Origin of the sequence: Chryseobacterium viscerum (assembly GCF_002899945.2) — a bacterium.
Classification (GTDB): Bacteria; Bacteroidota; Bacteroidia; order Flavobacteriales; family Weeksellaceae; genus Chryseobacterium; species Chryseobacterium viscerum.
On the sequence record NZ_PPEG02000005.1, the window covers coordinates 110648 to 130497 of the forward strand.

The 19850-nt window shown below is 34.5% G+C and carries 15 protein-coding genes and 1 tRNA gene; 12 read left to right on the plus strand and 4 right to left on the minus strand.

Going from position 1 to position 19850, the window contains the following annotated elements:
- Positions 1 to 58: 58 nt before the first annotated feature.
- Positions 59 to 2299 (minus strand): CocE/NonD family hydrolase, encoded by a 2241-nt coding sequence (locus C1634_RS12420; protein ID WP_103232265.1) that lies wholly within the window; start codon positions 2297 to 2299, stop codon positions 59 to 61.
- A 257-nt stretch (positions 2300 to 2556) separates the two neighbouring features.
- On the opposite strand from C1634_RS12420, the gene C1634_RS12425 reads away from it, so the two are divergent.
- The 6 genes from C1634_RS12425 (at position 2557) to C1634_RS12445 (ending at position 8957) form a co-directional block, all read left to right on the plus strand.
- On the plus strand, positions 2557 to 5520 hold the full coding sequence (locus C1634_RS12425) for a tetratricopeptide repeat protein (protein ID WP_109738500.1): 2964 nt from the start codon (positions 2557 to 2559) through the stop codon (positions 5518 to 5520).
- 3 nt (positions 5521 to 5523) lie between these two features.
- The gene (locus tag C1634_RS12430; RefSeq protein ID WP_109738501.1) at positions 5524 to 6015 is read left to right on the plus strand and encodes a hypothetical protein; all 492 of its coding nucleotides are present in this window, start codon (positions 5524 to 5526) and stop codon (positions 6013 to 6015) included.
- Between the two features lie 36 nt (positions 6016 to 6051).
- Positions 6052 to 7815 (plus strand): TonB-dependent receptor, encoded by a 1764-nt coding sequence (locus tag C1634_RS12435; RefSeq protein WP_109738502.1) that lies wholly within the window; start codon positions 6052 to 6054, stop codon positions 7813 to 7815.
- A 73-nt stretch (positions 7816 to 7888) separates the two neighbouring features.
- Positions 7889 to 7960: transfer RNA gene (locus tag C1634_RS12440), tRNA-Arg, on the plus strand.
- A gap of 29 nt (positions 7961 to 7989) precedes the next feature.
- Positions 7990 to 8166 carry a hypothetical protein gene (locus tag C1634_RS26015; protein WP_165835322.1) on the plus strand — a complete coding sequence of 59 codons (177 nt, stop codon included), beginning with the start codon at positions 7990 to 7992 and terminating at the stop codon, positions 8164 to 8166.
- A 59-nt stretch (positions 8167 to 8225) separates the two neighbouring features.
- Complete coding sequence (locus tag C1634_RS12445; RefSeq protein ID WP_103232269.1) at positions 8226 to 8957, plus strand: HNH endonuclease signature motif containing protein; 732 nt, start codon at positions 8226 to 8228, stop codon at positions 8955 to 8957.
- A gap of 48 nt (positions 8958 to 9005) precedes the next feature.
- Here the strand turns inward: C1634_RS12445 and C1634_RS12450 are convergent, their stop codons facing one another.
- Entirely contained in the window at positions 9006 to 9413 is a 408-nt protein-coding gene (locus tag C1634_RS12450) for a hypothetical protein (RefSeq protein WP_103232270.1), read from the minus strand.
- A gap of 286 nt (positions 9414 to 9699) precedes the next feature.
- Between C1634_RS12450 and C1634_RS12455 the strand changes: the two genes are divergently transcribed.
- From C1634_RS12455 to C1634_RS12465, 3 genes are all read left to right on the plus strand, one after another.
- Positions 9700 to 10269 (plus strand): 3'-5' exonuclease, encoded by a 570-nt coding sequence (locus tag C1634_RS12455; protein ID WP_103232271.1) that lies wholly within the window; start codon positions 9700 to 9702, stop codon positions 10267 to 10269.
- A gap of 741 nt (positions 10270 to 11010) precedes the next feature.
- Positions 11011 to 11640: a hypothetical protein gene (locus C1634_RS12460; protein ID WP_123921439.1), complete on the plus strand. Its 630-nt coding sequence runs from the start codon at positions 11011 to 11013 to the stop codon at positions 11638 to 11640.
- Positions 11641 to 11659: 19 nt separating this feature from the next.
- A complete protein-coding gene (locus tag C1634_RS12465; RefSeq protein WP_103232273.1) occupies positions 11660 to 11899 on the plus strand; it encodes a hypothetical protein in 240 nt (79 codons plus the stop codon).
- A gap of 441 nt (positions 11900 to 12340) precedes the next feature.
- Here C1634_RS12465 and C1634_RS12470 read toward each other — a convergent pair whose 3' ends face one another.
- Together C1634_RS12470 and C1634_RS12475 are read right to left on the minus strand one after the other, a co-directional pair.
- Positions 12341 to 13657, minus strand: coding sequence for a sensor histidine kinase (locus C1634_RS12470; protein ID WP_109738503.1), 1317 nt, complete (start codon positions 13655 to 13657; stop codon positions 12341 to 12343).
- Entirely contained in the window at positions 13658 to 15001 is a 1344-nt protein-coding gene (locus C1634_RS12475; RefSeq protein WP_109738504.1) for a sigma-54-dependent transcriptional regulator, read from the minus strand.
- A 249-nt stretch (positions 15002 to 15250) separates the two neighbouring features.
- Here C1634_RS12475 and C1634_RS12480 point away from each other — a divergent pair, with 249 nt between their 5' ends.
- The 3 genes from C1634_RS12480 (at position 15251) to C1634_RS12490 (ending at position 19823) form a co-directional block, all read left to right on the plus strand.
- The gene (locus C1634_RS12480; RefSeq protein WP_109738505.1) at positions 15251 to 16492 is read left to right on the plus strand and encodes an efflux RND transporter periplasmic adaptor subunit; all 1242 of its coding nucleotides are present in this window, start codon (positions 15251 to 15253) and stop codon (positions 16490 to 16492) included.
- A gap of 88 nt (positions 16493 to 16580) precedes the next feature.
- A complete protein-coding gene (locus tag C1634_RS12485) occupies positions 16581 to 17303 on the plus strand; it encodes an ABC transporter ATP-binding protein (RefSeq protein WP_103234934.1) in 723 nt (240 codons plus the stop codon).
- 105 nt (positions 17304 to 17408) lie between these two features.
- Positions 17409 to 19823 (plus strand): ABC transporter permease, encoded by a 2415-nt coding sequence (locus C1634_RS12490; RefSeq protein WP_109738506.1) that lies wholly within the window; start codon positions 17409 to 17411, stop codon positions 19821 to 19823.
- Positions 19824 to 19850: the final 27 nt, after the last annotated feature.

Consider the following 19850-nt stretch of genomic DNA (forward strand, 5'->3'; position numbering starts at 1 on the left):
TATTTTGATGTTAACAGTCGTTAAGAACATTTAGTTAAAAATGCTTAAACAAAGGTCTTTAGTCATTATAAACAGGGAGTTCTACATAGCTGTCATTGTACCATTTTATCTCTAAAGGTTCCCCGGAATCCTTTATGGTTTCATCACTTACATCCTTACCCGTCCCATAATTGATCTGCCAGTTAGGACTTTTATTAACGCCCACCAATAATAGCAGCTTACTTCCTTTTTCTATCTTTTTACTCATGAAATAGGAGTTATTGATTGGGATTTGTTCCATTTTATTAGGTTCAAGAAGCTGGCGTTTTTCATTATTCTTCGCATAGCTAGCTCTTACAATATGGGTAGATAATAAAAATGATTTACCATCCGGCTGAATTTGGTACAGATAAGTATCCGTATCAAAATCTTTTTTGTTGATGGAAACATGAAAGGTTCCGGACAGATTTCCACTGATGATCATGTCTTTATCAAGGACTTCACTTTCAAAAGCAACAGAATTGGTTGTTTTTATACTGTCTTTTTTGCTGACTTTGTAGTACGTGTCTTTCTGGTCTCTGTTTTTAAAATCAACAATTTGAGTTGTGAAGCTTTTAGTCTCAGGCTTATTAAATACCGATGATGTATTTTTTTTGTCCTGAAGATAGAATTTCACGGAAGAAGTATGCATTTTGTCAAGATTGGAAACATGCTTCCAGGTATTGGTATTCATCACCTGAAAATTGATTTTGTCTTTTAAAATTTCCGGTTTTTTACCTCCTTTAAGAATATAGTCAAACCATGAAAAAGCAAGATCATCGATGCTTATTCTGGCTGCCGGATCAATAGGATTGCCATTCACATAAGTAAATCCGAAACTTTGTGCCCCTCCATGATTGTAAGGACCTATGACCAGATAATGATTTGCATTTTTGTTGTATTGGTGATGCTGTTTGAAATAATACAGTGCCCCAATCTGATCATCATCGTAATATCCTGTCGTGGTCAGGATAGGAATATTAATTTTGGAAAAATCCTCCTTGTAAGGAACCATTTTTTGCCAATACTGATCATATCCCGGATGATCGAGCCATCGTTGGAATATTTTGCTGGGTTTTCCGCTTATTGTATCTAAAGATCTGAACGATCTACCGCTCTTATACCATTTTGTATTGATAGAATCCCATTTTACGGCGTTGGCAAAATCTTTTTCATCAGTAAATTTGTTATTGGTTACATATTGTATCCACTGCAGCATATAGCTCATGAAGATGTTGTTCTGAGCAGGATAATCAATCCCGATTCCTACTGCAACCTGTGGTACGATAGTTTTTAATGCCGGATGCACTTTTTTTACTGCTGCCCACTGGCTGAAGCCCAGGTAACTTCCGCCGATCATTCCCACCTTTCCGTCAGACCATGGCTGTTTGCTTACCCAGTCTATCACTTCATAGATATCTTCCGACTCATGTTCAAAAGGATTGTTCACATTATTACTGTTCCTTTTGCCACGGGTATTCACAACTGCTCCTACATAATTATAAATAGCAGCTCTTTTTCCAAAGAGTTCATCAAACGAACCTGCATAGATATTATTGGTAAGAATAACGGGAAGTGGGGAAGTATTCCCCTTTTTTCTAACAATGGTAATCGTTAAGGTATTTCCGTTTTTTATCTTAAGATCTTTGGTTTCAATGATGAATCTCTCTTTGTCTTTTGATTCCAGTAATTGTAAAACCTGAGGTTTGATGCTGGTATAGGTCTTATAATTGATATAAGATTTGCATAGCGCAAGGGCTGTTTTGTAATCAATACTGTCTTTGTCTTTTTGCTTATCCAGTACTTTTCTCAACTGTTTTCTGAATTCTGCCACGTCTCCATCAAGAACAAGTTTAAGTCTGGGAGTCAGCTTTTCCGGAAGGCTTTCATATTTTTGAGTAAAGACTTTCTGAAGAGCATTGGAAAAGGAAATATTGTTTTCTTTTTGTGCCATTTTAGCCATACTGTACAATTCAAATCCCACCAATCTATAGCCAGCCATATTGTGATCGGCAAACAGATTTCGGTTTTCGGAAAGAGAGATAATCGATTTTTTATAATCCTGCGTGGCCATCTGCAAACGGAAAAGGTTGTCCATAAGGTCAATATTATTTTCCGGTTTGTACTTTGCAGATTGAAGGAGCGGAATCACTTGCTGAGCGAGTCCCGGAATCTGTTTCTCCAATGTAACAGAGTCTGTTACAGCGGTCTTTGGAAAGTAAAACTTTTGTGCCTGTATCAGGTTTACAAAAATTAATGCTAAAAGTATCTTAAATTTCATGTGATGGTGTGTTTATGGTATGTTTTTAGCTGTTGTTCAGAAAGTATCAAACTTAAATATGTTTTTGATAACTATTTATTAAAATTGTTTACATTTTATCAGACGAAAGTAGTAAATTTTATCATTGAACAGTGAGAAAATTTTCATTGTTGTAAAATCACTATTTATACCCATTAAGTTTGCTAAAACTTGCTTAAACAATAAGTTTTTAATATTTTCGTTAACTTATTTAGACTAATATTCTTATATCAAGAAGAATGAAATCAAAAAAAATACTCTTAGCGGCTGCAGTAATTTATTTCGGAATCTCCGATGCTCAACAGTCCCAATATTTTACCCAGAAAGAAAACTACAGGTTCAATCTAGCCGAAAATCTTTATCAGACCAAAATATACAATGCTTCTCAATACGAATATGCAAGACAATACTTCTACAATCAGAATTTGTCCCGTTCGAAAAAGGAAGCTGCGCAGTTTTTTGATAATGTGATTGGTGTGATTCTTCAGAAAAATCATGCTGAAGAAGGGTTAACAGCTTTCATGAAAGAATACCCGAATTCTGCTTATTTTGCACAGGCTAATCTTCCGTTGGCAGATTACTACTTAGCGAAAAAAGATTTTGAAAAAGCGTTGGAGACTTTGAAAAAAGTAAACCAATACCAACTTTCGAAAGAGGAAAATACACAGTATATACTGAAGCTTGGATATGCAAAATTCATGATGGGTGATTCTAAGGGAGCAACAGATGCCCTGGAAGAAGCCTATAAAACAGCAGATCAGTCCCAAAAGGGAGATATCGCTTATATGCTGGGGCATTTATATTACAGCAACAGACAAAATGATAAAGCTTTCCAGTATTTTGATTCTATAAAGGATCAGGATAAGTTCTCTAAGCTTGTACGTCCTTATTATGTACAGATGTATTATAATGATAAGAACTACGATCAGGCGATTACGGAAGGAACAGCTTTATTGAAAGAAAATATTTCTGATTCTTATAAAGCGGAAGTTCACAAGATCATCGGAGAGAGTTATTTTATGAAAAATGACTATACTTCTGCCTATCCACATTTGAAAGATTATCTGAGTGTACAGCAAAATCCATCTGAAAACGATTTATATGAGATGGGATTTGTAGCGGCACAGTTAAAAAAATATGACGAAGCGGTTTCTTATTACAACCAGCTTCTTAACAGTAGTTCAGCTTTGGCACAGAACGCTTATTATCAGTTAGGAAATGCATACCTGGCAGTAGATAAAAAGCAGGAGGCCCTTTCTGCATTCCGTTCTTCTTACCAGATGGATTATGATGCGAAAGTAAAAAAACTGGCTCATGAGCAGTATGCTAAGCTAAGTTACGATATCGGTAACCCTTTTGAAAGTCCTTCTGCGGTGATCCAAAGTTATATCAACGACAACCAGAACGGAGCCAATGCTTCAGAAATGAGGTCGCTACTGGTGAAATCATATCTGTACTCCGGAAACTATAAAGAAACGCTGAACGCGATTGACAAATTGCAGAGTTCTACTCCTGACATCAACAAGGTGGATCAGGAAGTTTCCTATTTATTAGGGACAGAAGAATTCAACAAAGGAAATTATGATGAGGCTGAGAAATATTTCTTAAGAAGCCTTGGTTTCAATATCAATAAAGAATTCAACAGCAGAGCTTTATATTGGCTGGCTCAGGTATATTACCAGAAAGGAAATTATCCGTCTGCCATTGTTCGATACGAAAAGCTTCTTACTGAAAGCTTCCCTGAAAAACAACAGCTACCTTATGATTTAGGGTATGCTTACTTTAAATCCAAAAAATTTGATCAGGCAGCCACCTACTTCAAACAGTATCTTACCAATCCGAAACCTGAATTTAAAAATGATGCAGAACTTCGTTTGGCAGATATCCATTATGCAAATAATGACCTGAATGAAGCCATTGCTATCTATGATAAAAATGAAGATGCAACGGATTATACTGTCTATCAAAAAGCAATGGCTTTAGGATTTAAAGGAGATACACAGGCGAAGATCACTAACCTTAAAAACCTTTTATCAAAATATCCGGATTCCGAATATTATGATGATGCTCAATATGAAATAGGAACAGCCTATGCTGCTCAGGATGATTTTGCCAATTCGAATGATTATTTCGGAAAAGTGATTAAATCATCATCAGACAAAGACCTGATCGCTAATGCTTCTATTTACAGAGCACAGAACTATATCGATCAGAACCAGAATGACAAAGCGCTTTCTGAGCTGAAATCTTTGGGTGAGCAGTATAAAAATACGGCGTATGCTCAGAAGATCGTTCAGGCAGCAAAACCAATCTTCACGAAAAACGGAGACGTTTCCGGATATGAAGCTTTTGCTAGAAATATCGGTGTGAATGTGGATGCTGCTGAAATTGATGAGATCAACTTATCTACCGGAAAACAATACTTCTCGAAGAAGGATTATAAGAACGCTATTTCTTACTACGAAAAGTACCTGACCCAAAACCCAACAGGGGAAGGATTGTACCAGGCGAAGTATGAATTGGGAGAAAGTTATTATCAGACTAATAATTCAACTAAAGCTTTACTTGTGCTTCAGGAAGTATCTGGAATTCAGAACGATTACCAGGATGATGCACAAACTCGTTTAGCTCAAATATTTATTGCACAAGGGAATACTGCGGAAGCGAAAAAGTATCTTGAAGGCATTAAAAACTCTTCGAATATTGGGGTTAAAAATTATGCGAATGTTGAGTTGATGAAACTGTATGCTGAAGAAAAGAACTTCTCTGAAGCTGAAAAACTAGCCAATGCAGTGATCGCTAATTCTAAAAACTCAGCAGCAGTAATTGAAACGGCGAAAGTCATCAAAGCAAGAAGTTTGATGAACTCAGGAAAAGATAAAGACGCACAGTCTGCTTATGTTTCTCTTGAAAAATCGTCCAACACTTCAGTAGCTGCAGAAGCATTGTATGCGAAAGCATATTATCAGAATAAAGGAAAAGCGTTCAAATCTTCTAATGAGACAATCTTTAAGCTTGCTAATAACTATGCATCAGAAGAGTTCTGGGGAGCAAAAGCCTTGGTATTGATGGCGAAAAACTATATCGGCCTGAAGGATAACTACCAGGCAAGTTATACATGCGACCAGATCATTGCCAACTATAAGGATTTCCCTGAAATCGTTGCAGAAGCTAAAGAAGTTAAAAAACAAATTAAGAAATAATACATGAAGGTTTTTAAAATTGCTATCTATTCTTTTTTAATTTCAGCTTCTCTTTGGAGCTGCATTCCTTCGTACAGTGCATCTCCTAAAGAGTATAACCATGCGAAAGCTGAGTTTCCAAAGCAAAAGGCTTTTGTAGTGAATAAAGAGCTTAAGAAAGAATTTGAGATTTTAAAACATTCTGATATTTATGAAATCGTAGAAGACAGTACCCATGCAGCTAAAATAACGCTGCATCCGATGTTGACGCGTACTCCTCCGTGCGGAAATCCTATGATTGGAAGTATGCTTACAGTCGGATTACTGCCTTCGGGATTTCCGTACGACATTGCTTACAGTTATGATGTAGCTGAGAACAGTACAACGAAAAATTATCAATACAAATTACAAGTTTATCAAAGCCTCTGGCTGTTTAATATATTCAGACTAGGGAGAACTTTTTCAAAACAGTCAGGGAAAGCTTTATTAGGCAGTTATATTGCTTCCAATAAATAAAAAACCCGGTATATATTTTTTTCAAATAAAGAAAATATGAACAAGAAAATTCAAATATTATCCATATTATTTTTAGGGGTTTCGTCGGTGGCGTTTTCCCAGATCAAGGAGGAAAAACTGGTTCTTAACAAAAAAAGAGAACCGGAAGTGAAGAAGATCGAGAAGAAGAAGACTTCTGTGGAAACCATTAAAAATTATCCGCCGGAAGAGAAATCTCAGACTCCCGTGAAATATACGATCACGGATGTTCCTGCCGTTTCTGACTTCAAAACTTCAACGATTCAGGGAGAGGATGTTGCTCCGAAATTTGACGGAACCGCTCAAAACAATTACTTTCAGATTGGAATGGGTAATTATGGGAAAGTCTTAGTGGATGGAAACATATCCAAAACCCTGGAAAATAAATTTGAAGTAGGAGCGGATGTTCATGTACTTTCTACGAATGGTCTTAAAAAAGAGTATGACTGGAAATCCGGGCAGACTTCAGCGACTATTGGAGCTTTCTTAAACTCTTATGGAGAGAAAGGAAAATTCAATATCAATGCTGAATATGGCTTAGACAACTATAATTATTATGGGATTTATGCCATGCAGCCTACCGGTGAACTTGATCTTAAGCAAAAGGTGAATCAGTTTAAAGTAAACGGGTACTATGATTTTTACTCCAATGAAATCTTAAATGATGTAAGGGTAAAATCATCATTCCTGAAAGATCATTTTGATGCTTCGGAAAACCAGGTTTCCATTTTGGCTAACTTCTCCAAGCATGCTGTTGAGTTAGGAAAATCAGGAATCAACCTGAATGCTGACCTTGGAGTAGGATTGGACGCTGTGAAGACTGATTTTGCAATCAGAGATAAAAACTCTTCCAATTTCTTCAATACGAACCTGACTCCAAAAGTGACGTTCAGAAAAGGAGACTCTTATTTGATGTTAGGATCTTCATTCTCTTTCCTGAATGCTAAAAATTCTAACGATCAGCTAGAACAGCAAAAAAATAATAAAGCGTATTGGTTCCCTCAGGCAGAATTCCAGTTTGCGGCTGCTAAAGAATTCAAATTCTATGGTGGGGTAGACGGAGGTCTGAAACTGAATACGTATGGAGATATGCTGCAGGCGAATCCATTCATCCTTTCTGACCAGTTTTTAAAGCCTACAGAGACGAAATATCATTTTTATGTAGGATTGAGAGGGGATATCGATGAAACGCTGAAATATGACTTCTCTGCAGGGTACGGAAAGATGAGAGATATTATGTTCTTTAAGGCTAACGGTCTTTTTGATAATAATTCTGTTAGCCGTTCCGCATACAACTTTGCCAATACCTTCTCTGCAGTCTATGATGACGGAAATGTAAGCGATATCAAAGGAAGTGTACAGTATTTCCCGTTAGAAAACCTGATTTTAGACGGAGAATTAAGATTTACAAAATACGATCTTAAGAATTATGACAATATTTATAACGTTCCTTTATTCAATGCGAGTATCGGGGCAAAATATACAATGCTTGATAAGAAGCTATTGTTAGGATTCAAAGGGATCTTTGCAAGTGACAGAACTACAAACTCTTATGCAATCGAAGGGATGGGAGCTCCGAATGTGATCTTCCAGTCTACGGAGAATACAAACGATAAAGTTGGTGGTTACGCTGATTTAAATCTTTCCGCAGAGTATAAAATTCACAAAAATTTCAGTATTTTCGCACTCGGAAATAATCTTCTGAGCTCAAAATACCAGACGTACAAAGGATATAAAGTCCTGGGTGCACAGATTCTGGGAGGAGTGAAAATTACTTTCTAAAGCTAGAAGTAGGATAGAAGTAAGAAGGCTCAGCGCCCTGCTACCTAAACCCTATGATCTGCTACCTGGAATAGGCTGCATAGTTTAATGGATAGAACTTTGGATTTCGGCTCCAACAGTGAGGGTTCGAATCCTTCTGCGGTCACAAATTGCCCCTTTTTAGGGGCTTTTTTTATGGATTATTATAAACAAGGAGATTCTATCGTATGCTTTACAGAAATAGATGGAAAGCAGGCATTGCTCAGCCAGAAAGCAACCATGGAGAAAGCAGGAATAAAGGACGTGGATAAGATGCATGGGGAAATAAAGAAAGAGAACCCGGTATCGCCCAAACCAGCAGTTCCCCAATAATATACAAGCCTTCTTTTTAAGAGGGCTTTTTGTTATATTTGTGGAAAGCTAAATAATTTATGAGTCAAAAGAGGCCTAAAATAAAGCCTAGTATAAAAAGAGAAGTTCGGCAAAGGTGTGGATTTGGATGCGTGATTTGTGGAAATCCAATATTTGAATATGATCATATATTGGGATGGGCTAATGTAAAAAGACACGTAGCAAACGAAATAACCTTATTATGCGACATGCATCATAAAGAGAAAACAACAAAAAGGCTACCTAATTTCTTAGTAATTGAAGCAAATAAAACACCCTACAATATTAGAGTAGGCAAAACTTTATCTAAGTGTTTGTATTACTATGGTGATAGTGCAAATGTGGTTTTTGGTTCAATGAGATTTACAATGAAAAGAAATGATAATTTTAATTATTTAATTCCTATAACATTTGAAGGCGTATCACCTATAAAAATACGATTTGAAGATCAGATGTGTTTTTTAAATATTGAACTACAGGATCCATTAGGAAACATAGTTCTTAAAATAGTAGACAATGAGTTAGTGTTGAATATTGGGATGTGGGATATAGAATTTGTTGGACAAAAACTAACTTTAAGAGAGAGAGCATATGAGACTTTTATAGTAGTGATTTTTGAAACTCCGAACACCATTAATTTTATAAAAGGGAAAGTATTTATTAATGGGAAAGCTTTTTATGTTCATCCTAAAAACGGCCTCCAGTTACCAGGTGGTTTCTTGATGTCTAATGTAACAATAACGGGTGCAAATGGTATTATCGATGGTAGTTAAAAAGCAGGTTATAACATTTAGAAAAACAGCCCCTTAATTGGGGCTTTATTATTTCTTAAAAGTTAATTCTTTTCCTTTAAGTGCGAAGAAGGCATTCTGAAATTGATGCACAAATTCAATTTCCAATTCATTATCAGAATCTCCTAATTTGATTATCCAGCCTTTTGATGGTCTACAAGTAAAATCCAGATGAGAAATCCCACTGTCTAATGTGTATACAAATTGGCTTGCAAATTCATCATTTGGATCATATTTTTGACCTTCAAACCCCATGCTAGACTCAAAGCCAAACTTTAGCAACCATTTCTCAGTTAAAGGAATAGGTATACAAGCATCTGGACGAAGGTCATTAATAAGTACTATGTCTCCAAGATCATGAATATGATATACATATTCTATGTTTTCATCCTTTTTGTCCAATATATAATTTCCTATGCGTAATTCGTTTGTTTCCATAATCCAAATTTAGAATATTTCTATTTGTTTTAAAGAACTTCAGATTCCTCTTTCTTAGTACGCTTAGGCTGCTACTGACATTCAAGTCCATTCTTAGGTGATACGCTGGTGATGAGAACCCTAAGAGAGTTCCATCTATTCTCTGTATTGGAGTATTAATATATGCTAATAGATTGCGTAGTTAGAATATACCTTTGAAGAGTTGTTAATAAATACTATGAAACAAAAGATGAAAATACTTATAATAGCTTAATAATCAAATTATAAAATACATAAAAACTATATTATGAAATTTTCAAGTGATTTAGTCATTTATGATTTAGAAGGAAGTTGCAAAACTTTTGGAAAAAATAAAATAAGTGAAACTAATATAATAGAAATAGGTGCTGTAAAATTAGACAGGAAAACTTTTGAAATAAAAAGCGAATTCTCAATTTTAATAAAACCGAAACATTTTCCAATTCTACCTGAAATTACGGACATTACAAACATTACAAATGAAATGGTTGAAAATGAAAAGTATTTTGATGAAGCAATTCTCCTGTTTTTAGATTGGTACGGAGAAAAAAACAAATCAACTTTAGCGGGTTGGGGATTGTACTATGACTTACCTCTTTTGAGGAAAGAATTTACGGAATTTGGATTTGATTATAATCAATACTTTGTTGGCGGAGGTTTTGACATCAGAGCATTGGGTGTCTATTGGCTGGCCAAAAAAAACATCTCTACCTCTGGAATTTCATTAGAAAGACTTTTAGAAAAAATGAATATAAAAGAAGATTTTACATTTCATAGGGCATTAGACGATGCAAAAGCAACAGCATTAATATTACAACAAATTCTTAATGAAAAATAATTGTTTGCTATTAAATGAATAATCAATTCCAGCAATTTTTAATCAATTTTAAATAAAAGTTGTTCGGAAACTTTCCCTTCTGCGGTCATAAAGCTCTTTTTTTAGGAGCATTTTTATGCTTTACACCCCTTTTTTATACCCTGAAATACAATTATTGATGGTAAAAAAATTAAAAAAAACTTAAAATTTCATTCTTTACTTTTTAATTTTTTCTTCCTGTCATTGCTTTTTGCGATGGCTAAATCACAAAATTGTGAAAAAAGTAGATTAAACGAGTTGTTTTTAAGATGCATTAATTGTTTAATAACGATTATTTGTCTTTTAGGTGATGCAATCGGGAACTTCCTCAATTTGTTTAAGTTATATTCAGATGGTGAATCGTTTTCACTACTATGTTAACCTATTTTTATAATTAAACACCAATGTAAAGATAGTACAACATGCATGGTTACAGGGTTCAATACTATTATGATTACAACTAAAATTTCTCCCACCTAGTGGTGAGTAATTTTTTTGTAATGCGGGAAACCCTCTTGTATGCTATTTAATATTTTATACCTTTGACCCGTTCTCATGAATAAAAAGAAAGAAACATGAGAACGAAGTTGAAAAAAATTAACCAAAAAGACTAAAAAACTAATTAATCTATAATACAGACATCTTCTTTATTTTACTATTAATTGTAATTGGAAATTTGGTTATTTCTATTCATTAATTTTAACAAAAAAATTTAATTTAACCATGAAAAAAACGTTATTTGTACTTTCTGCTCTTTTTTTATTATCTTGTAATGGGAATGATGACATGTTAAGCAATTCTCCAGAAGACAAAAATATAGAAAGCAGTGCGAAAGCAAATATGTTCACAGCAGGAACAAAAATTGGAAATGATATCGAGTTGAAAAATATTACTGATATCGCACCAATAAAAAGTGAATCACCTAATTATGACTTTAAATTTACTAAGCAGCTAGATTTTGGTGGTAATAAAAAGAAAACAAGTGTTTTGACCGGAGTAGATAATGCAGGTAAAATATATTACTCAACACAGAATGATGGTGTTGTTGATTTTATTGTTCAACCTGTAGCAGAAGGTGATTATTCAGATGTTTTATATTTAGATGGAGATGGAAATAAAATGTTCAGACTTAAATTAGCTGTTAATGCTACTAAAACTGGAGTAGATATCGTATTTTTAGAGTCATATACGAATGTGGATGCTGCAGTTGCACGTCAGAAGTGGAGTCAATGTTTTTCAGCTAGCGCAGGTTCTGCTCTAGGAGTAAGTGGAGCAGTTGTTTCTGGCTTTACAGGTCCTTGGGGAGTAGCTGGTTGGTATGCAGGTATTGCAGCATATTGTGCATTAGTATAATAATTATAAACGATAAGTTATGAAAAAAGGAAATTTAATAGTATTCATTACATTTTTTATTTTGGGATTATCTATTTTCTATTTTTTAGGAGATAGCAATATTAATGGATCTAGCCAATATAATATATATATACTAATCTTTGCATTAGTTGCTTTAGTCCCTTTAGTTAAATTCTTAATTCCAGCAACTAAGAAAATGGGTATTGGAACTCCTTATTTTTTTTCTAATTTATTCAAAAGTATTTTTTCTAAAAAATAAAAAAATACTATTATAATATTAAAAAAGAAGGCGCTGAAAATTTTCAGCGCTTTTTTATATCCAAGATTTTAAAGCTTTCAAACCCTATATTAGAATCGTTGATGATTTGAAAAATAATTAGGATAAAGTTCGCATTTTAAAATTGTTATACTCTATTAAGACCCGCAAGTTTACTCGAACCCTCTTCAAAAGTGTTCGGAAAATGCACCGCTGAGGTCACAATATAAAATAATCAACCTGCTGTTTTACAGTGGGTTGGTTGTTTTGTATGTGCTTAAAGTTTTGGTTAAGATAAATGTTGAATTGAAATGATTTTAGAGACTTCAATTGATCTTTATAATAGCAATAAATAATTTACCAATTCATTCTGTAATCACTATCACAATATAAATAAGTACCAAACATTACACAGCATTCATTTTTATGTTTAATGGCAAGTTATTATTCCAGGAACCACATTTCAAATAAGCTTCCTTTTTCTAAGGGTCTGTAATTTAAATACCCTTTGTGTGCTTCGATAATGCTTTTGCTGAGCGTTAAACCTATTCCGGAGCCGCTAGCCCTGGTTGTAAAAAACGGAAGGAAAATTTTATCTTTAATTTCGTTTGAAACTCCGATTCCATTGTCTTCAACGCTTAGAACGATTCTTTTATTAAGAATTTTAATCTCTGTTTTGATGATCTTTTCAGAATTGTCTGCAACAGCATAGATGGCATTTATATAAAGATTTATTAAGCATCTTTCGATCATTTTTTGATCTGCTGAAATCGTTTGATCTTCTAATGAATTGATGATCGTAATATTGTTTTTTTCAAATTCAGGTTTTAGAAAATTAAGTGCAGATTTTACAATTTGAGTTAAAGAAATGGTTTTAAAAACGGGTTTTGGTAATTCGGCAACTTGTCGGTAATCGTCTACGAAATTCAGTAATTGTTTTGATTTTGAACTAATGATCGTTAAGCTTTCCTTCATTTCTTGTTGATCTTCTTTTTCAATAACATCTTGATTGGCAATGTATTCCAAATTCTGAATTAAACTGTTGACCGGCGTCAGCGTATTGAGAAGTTCATGAGAAATTACCTTCATCAGATTGTTCCATGCGTGCTTTTCTTTCTGTTCGATAATTTTTTGAACAGATTCCAGACTGATGATACAGAAACGATTTTTAACATTCTGTACTTTTTTTGTTCTCAAAGAATACGACTGTTTGACATTCTCATTGATTGAAATATCAAAGAATTCCTGTGAGTTTTCGTAATTCGCGTGTTCTATGATCTTGTAAAAATTGGGCGTTTTAGATTCATATAATTCCCATGAATTGTATTTCGGAATTTGTAGGATTTCCAAAAAAACGGGATTTACATAAAACACTTCCCATTTATTATTTTTTTCGGAAAGAATCATCAATCCAATTTCCAATTGACTCAAAATTTCTTCATACAGAAGTTTATAGGAAGAGTGTGAAAGGTGTTCTTCTTTGCTTTGGTAATAAAGTTTTACGGCATTGTCAAACAAACTGTTTTCCTCTGTTTTTGGAAAAAGAGAAAAGTCTTTTTTCTCAATTGCCAACAATATTTTTTCAGTTTTCTGAATAAATGATAAGGCTGAAAATTGGGCTAGAATAATACACGCAATAGCAATGATCGTAAATAAACCGAAATTAATCCACTTATTTTGTGAATAAAAATCAAATGCAAAAATCCCGCTAACGACTGCCAGCAAGATGAAAACTAACCAGATAAATTGCTGTTTTTTCATTTACAATTCAAATTTTTCCATTCTTCGGTAAAGTGCGGCTCTGGATAATCCCAGATCTTCGGCGGCGAGAGAAATATTTCCTCTGTGCTTTTTCAACGCTTTTTTGATGAGAATTTCTTCCATTTCCTCGATATTCAGGTTGATTATCGGGTTGTCAGTTTCTTCATCCTGTGGCATTAGTAATTTAAGGTTTTTATCGTTAGAAAGAATTAAGCTTCTTTCAATGCAATGATCCAATTCACGGATATTTCCCGGCCATGAATAATTTACCAATTCCTCAAGTAATGTTTCGTTAAGGGAAAGCTCTGTTTTATGATATTTTTGCTTGTATTTTTCCAAGAAATAGTTTCCCAGAGTTGGAATATCTTCCAATCTATCTCTAAGATTAGGGATCTGCAGTTCTACAGTGTTGATTCTGTAATAAAGATCTTTCCTAAAACGGTTTTCGGACACCGCTTTTTTGAGATTTTCGTTAGTCGCAAAAATAAATCTTATGTCTAATAATCGTTCTTTATTTTCACCAAGTCTTGATAATTTTCGATTTTGGATAAGACTTAATAATTTGGTCTGAAGGTGGGAGGGAAGATTTCCTATTTCATCCAGAAATACGGTTCCGTTTTGGGCATTTTCGATCTTTCCGGAGTAATCTTGATTGGCATCGGTAAAAGCTCCTTTTTTGTAACCGAATAATTCCGCTTCAAAAAGATTTTCCGAAAGACTTCCCAAATCAATGTGTACAAAAGGTTGATTTTTTCTTTCTGACAATTCGTGAATATGTTCCGCCAAAACATACTTTCCGGTTCCATTTTCTCCTAAAAGCAGAACATTAGCATCAGTGGCCGCAACTTTTGTAATTTGATCCATCACGGCCTGCATTGCTGCAGATTTTGTATCCAACTGATATTGATTGGTTTTGATGCTTACATTTTCCCACTGATTCAGTTTTTTATTCTTTCGTGAAATATCAACTGCCAGATTGACGGAAGCATATAATTTTTCATTATTCCAGGGTTTTAAAATAAAATCTGATGCCCCATTTTTAAGAGCTTCAACAGCCAATTCTACTTCACCATATGCTGTCATGAGAATGATAGGCAGTTGAGGTTCTAAAGTTCTGATTTCCTGCATCCAATACAGTCCGTCTCGTCCGTTTTCAAATCCTTTTCGGAAATTCATATCCAAAAGAACGGCATCGATTTGCTGTTCGGCCAAAAACTTCAGAATATTCTTCGGCTGGCTGAGACAGCTGACCTCTGTGAAAAATTTCTTGAGCCAGACTCTTGCCGAAAATAAAATATCCTCGTCATCATCAACAATTAAAATATGAGCTTCTTTTTTTCGCATTTTTGAATGTAAATTAAGGCTTTGATTAGGATCACTCTGACAATTTTATCAGTTAACTAATAACTATTTATCAATTATAATTTATTATTTATAATTATCGTGTCCGTTTTCGCACAAAAAGTGTCCGATAATGAACAGTTCTGAAATGAATAAAATTATTTTTGTTCACGTTTTCAGACTCTTACGAGATTATAAATCTCTGGTATTTGATTTGTCTAATATATTGTAAGTAAATTAGTTATCTCAAATATGGATACGAAAATAGTAAAAAAGAAGTCTAAATTAAAATTAATATTAATCATCGTTGCTTCTGCGCTGACAGTTTCGGTTTTTGGTTGGTATTTTCTGAATCAGAAAAAAACGTATAATGTGAAGTCAGAAGATATTCAAGTGGATGAAGTGACAGTAGGAAGATTTGAAGATATGTTGATGGTAACCGCACAGACCCAGTCTTTAAATTCATCATTAGTCAACGTTTTGGAAGGCGGTGCCGTAAAAGAAATCTTTGCAGAAGACGGACAGATGGTAACCAAAGGCCAGCCACTTGCACGAGTTTACAATCCGAATACAGAATTCAATTATCTGAATCAGGAGACGGGAATTATGCAACAGATCAGCCAGATGAGAAGTACGCTTTTGGAACTTAAAAACCAGGAATTCAATCAGGATAAGGAGTTGCTTCAAGCTCAGAACGATTACAATACGGCATTGCAAGCTTTCAATCTTCAGAAAAGGCTGTATGACGCGGAAATCGGAAAGAAAACGGATTATGATATGAGTCTTCAGAATTTAAACTATCAGAAACAGAGAAAAGGAATTGTGGAAAAAGGGGCTTCCAGTGAAAAAGCTTCCAGAAATTCTCAATTCTCAGCGATCAATAATTCTATTAATCAAATGGAGAAAAGTTTAAATATTCTTCGTTCCAACAAAAACAATTTCCTTATTATGTCGCCTGTTTCAGGAAGATTGTCATCGTTCAATATTACGCTTGGGCAGAATCTTACAAGTGGCGAAAGTATAGGAAAAGTAGATTTAATGGGCGGGTACAAACTCATTGCAAAAGTGGATGAATATTACATCAATAAACTCCAAAACGGAATTAAAGGAAGTCTGGAAAGCAATGCAAAACAGTTTGAAGTTATTATTACAAAAATTCTTCCGGAAGTGAAAGAAGGACAGTTTTCTGTAGAACTAACTTTCATTGATGTAAAACCTGAAAACCTGAAAATAGGAATGACCTTCGGAGTAAAATTAAAATTATCTGCTGATACCCAAAGTATGATGATACCGAAAGGAAATTTTCACAAAGACACCAACGGAAAATGGATTTTTGTTCTGAAAGGTAACAAAGCTGAAAAGCGAAACATCAGTCTGGGAAGAGAAAATCCTCTTTATTATGAAGTTGTTTCCGGATTGAAACAAGGCGAAAAAGTGATAAGCTCTGATTATGCTGAGATAAAAAAATATGAAATACTTGACATTCAAAAATAAAATGGAAGGTTTCATTGAAAAAATCCTGACGAATAAAAAAATACCAAACACGAGAAATCAAAAAAACAACATTTAAAAAATTAATAAAATGATAAATATTCAAAACATTTCAAAAGTTTATAAAACCGAAGATGTTCAAACCAATGCTTTAAATAACGTAAGTTTAAGCATAAAAGAAGGTGAATTTGTAGCAATAATGGGACCTTCAGGTTGTGGGAAATCAACTTTTCTTAATATTTTGGGATTGCTGGACAGTGCTTCATCAGGTTCTTATAAGTTTGGTGAAACTGAAACTATTAATTTAAATGAAAGAAAAAAATCTGACATCAGAAAGAAAAATATTGGTTTCATTTTTCAGAATTTTAATTTGATCGATGAACTTACAGTCTACGAAAATATTGAACTTCCATTAATATACAACGGGGTTTCGGCTTCTGAAAGAAAAAGACAAGTGGAGGAGATTATGGACAAGATCAACATCGCTCACAGAGCAAAACACTATCCACAACAGCTTTCAGGAGGTCAGCAACAAAGAGCTGCCGTTGCAAGAGCATTGGTAACGAAGCCAAAACTGATTCTTGCCGATGAACCCACAGGAAATCTTGACAGCTCTAACGGAAACGAAGTCATGAATCTGTTGGCAGAACTGCATAGAGAAGGCTCTACCATTGCAATGGTAACGCACTCTTCTTACGATGCCGGTTATGCTTCGAAAATTGTGAATATGAAAGATGGCGAGATTTTTTCAGAAGAGCATTCTTCCCAGAGAAAAGATGTTTTCGAAAAAGCAGATGCTAAGAATTTTGGATAATAAAATTCTGTAAAAAATACATTCATTCATCCTTATTTTTCAAAAATTACAGAGAGCGGTTTAGCGCTGTTTCTCTGTAATTTATCACCATTTATTACCTCAATTATGATAAACAATTGGCTCAAAATTGCCTTCGTCAATTATAAAAAGAATTGGCTCTCAACCCTCATCAATTTATTTGGATTGACGATCGGGCTAACCGGATTTATGCTCATCCTGATGCATTGGAATGACGAAGAATCCTTCGAAAAATGGAATCCCAAGAAAGACCAGATCTACTATTTCCAAACGTATCATAAGTCGGAAAATTCTTATGGAAATAATATTTCTATTCCGATGGCTAGACGTGCGAAAGAAGTAATTCCGGGTGTTGAAGATTACGTTCTATTCAATGGTTCCGGAATTGGTGTGAAGATGACCACAAAGGTTAAAACCGTTTTCCAGAAAGATGGAATGACGAGTACAGAAAGTTTTTTCAAATTCTTTCCTTTCAAATTGGTTGCCGGAAGTTATAAAGATGCCTTGAAAGGCGAAAGTGTAATTGCGCTTTCCACAGATGCTGCCAAAAACCTCTTTGGGAAAATAAATGCTGCAGGAGAAAGTGTAAAATTTGATAACAAAAATTATGTAGTGACTGCAGTTTATGAGCTACCGAAAGAAAATAGCCAGATTAAGCCCGAATTTATCATTAATCCTGTAGAACAGATCAAAAGTGATGAAAAAAATTGGGGGAACTTCAATTACGGAGCATTTTTTATGTTGAAAAAAGGAACAGATCCTAAGTTTGTACAGCAAAAATTTATAAAGGATATTTTTGAATATCGTGCAAGTCTGGATAAAGATGCTGCAGGAATGACTATTCAGCAATATCTTGATTTGTACGGACCTACGGATAGCTTATTGACACGATTGGATGAAATAAAACTTCATACAAAGACATCTTGGTTCGGAAATCCGGATTTTAAAACTTTAATGATTCTTTTCACACTTTCCGTTTTGATTGTTGTGTTATCAGCTATTAATTTCATCAATCTAAAAACGGCGCAAGCTTCTCAAAGAGCAAAAGAAATAGGGGTTAGAAAAGCAATTGGAAGTACAAGATCCAACCTTGTTCTGCAGTTTTTGATGGAGACATTTGTGATCTGCATCGCGTCATATTTGCTTTCATTGGCTTTAACGGAGCTTCTTTTACCAAGCTTCAACAAGTTTTACGACAAAGAAATGAAGATGAACGATTGGCATATTTACTTTTATTCATTTGTGATGGTCATTATGGTGACGCTGATCTCAGGATTGATACCGGCAACCTACCTGGCCAACTTCAAAGCCATAGAAACCTTAAAAGGAAATTTTGCAAGAAGCAAGCATGGCGTTTGGTTGAGAAATGGAATCCTGACCTTACAATTGGTCATCTCTTCATTTTTTATTATTGGCGGATTGATCGTTAATCAACAGGTAAAATACATGATGAATAAAGATTTGGGGTACAGCGGAAAACAGATCGTCATGATCAACTTTAATGAAAGCAATCCAAAACCTTGGCTGAAATATGAAAGACTTAAAACAGAGATGAGAAAGATCCAGGGAGTGACAGATGTTTCTTACGGAGAAGCAATTCCGGGAAGTGGCAGATCAAGCAGTTCCAATGTGGATTTTATGGATAAAAGTATTCAGGGACAGCATGGATCTATGGATTATAATTATCTGAAATTTCTTAATGTTAAACTAAAAAAAGGCCGCTGGCTGGATCCTAATCTTTCATCGGATACGTTAAATAATGTGTTGGTTAATGAAGCTTTTGTAAGAAAATTCGGCTGGAAAGATGAAGATGCTTTAAAGAATGAAATTAAACCGGGATTTGATAACAAAAAGTATAAGATCGTAGGTGTTGTAAAGGATTTCAACATCAGAAGTTTAAGAACGGAAGTAGAACCGATCATATTTTTCCATTACAGAGAAACGGAATGGAAGCGGTTTAATGTCTATAATATTCAGTTGAAAATAGATCAAAATGATATTGATGGTACTGTAAAAAGATTGAAGACCTATTGGCAGAGTAATGTGGAGCCGGGCTATCCTTTCGATTACTATTTTCTGGATAAGAAATTTACTGAAACATTCGTAAAGTATCAAAAACAGCAGACGCTTTTCACCATCTTGAATGCAATGGTTTTAATAGTTGCATTGTTAGGTTTATTCGCTTTGTCATCATTGATGATTGAACAGAAACTGAAGGATGTTGCCATCAGAAAAACACTTGGAGCATCAGACAGAATATTGATTCTTGGGTTAACGAAACAGTTTCTTTGGATTACATTTACTGCCGTTGTTATCAGCATCCCGATCAGTTATTATTTGATTAATGAATGGCTGAAAGACTTCGCTTACAGAATAGATATGCCGGTTTGGCCATTTATTTTCAGTCTTGTTATTTTGCTTTTACTTACGTTTTCTGTGGTAAGCATCAAAGCTTACCAGGCCACAAAAGTGAATCTTGTAAAATATCTGAAATACGAGTAAGCTGTAAATCATAAGCTTTTCTATCAA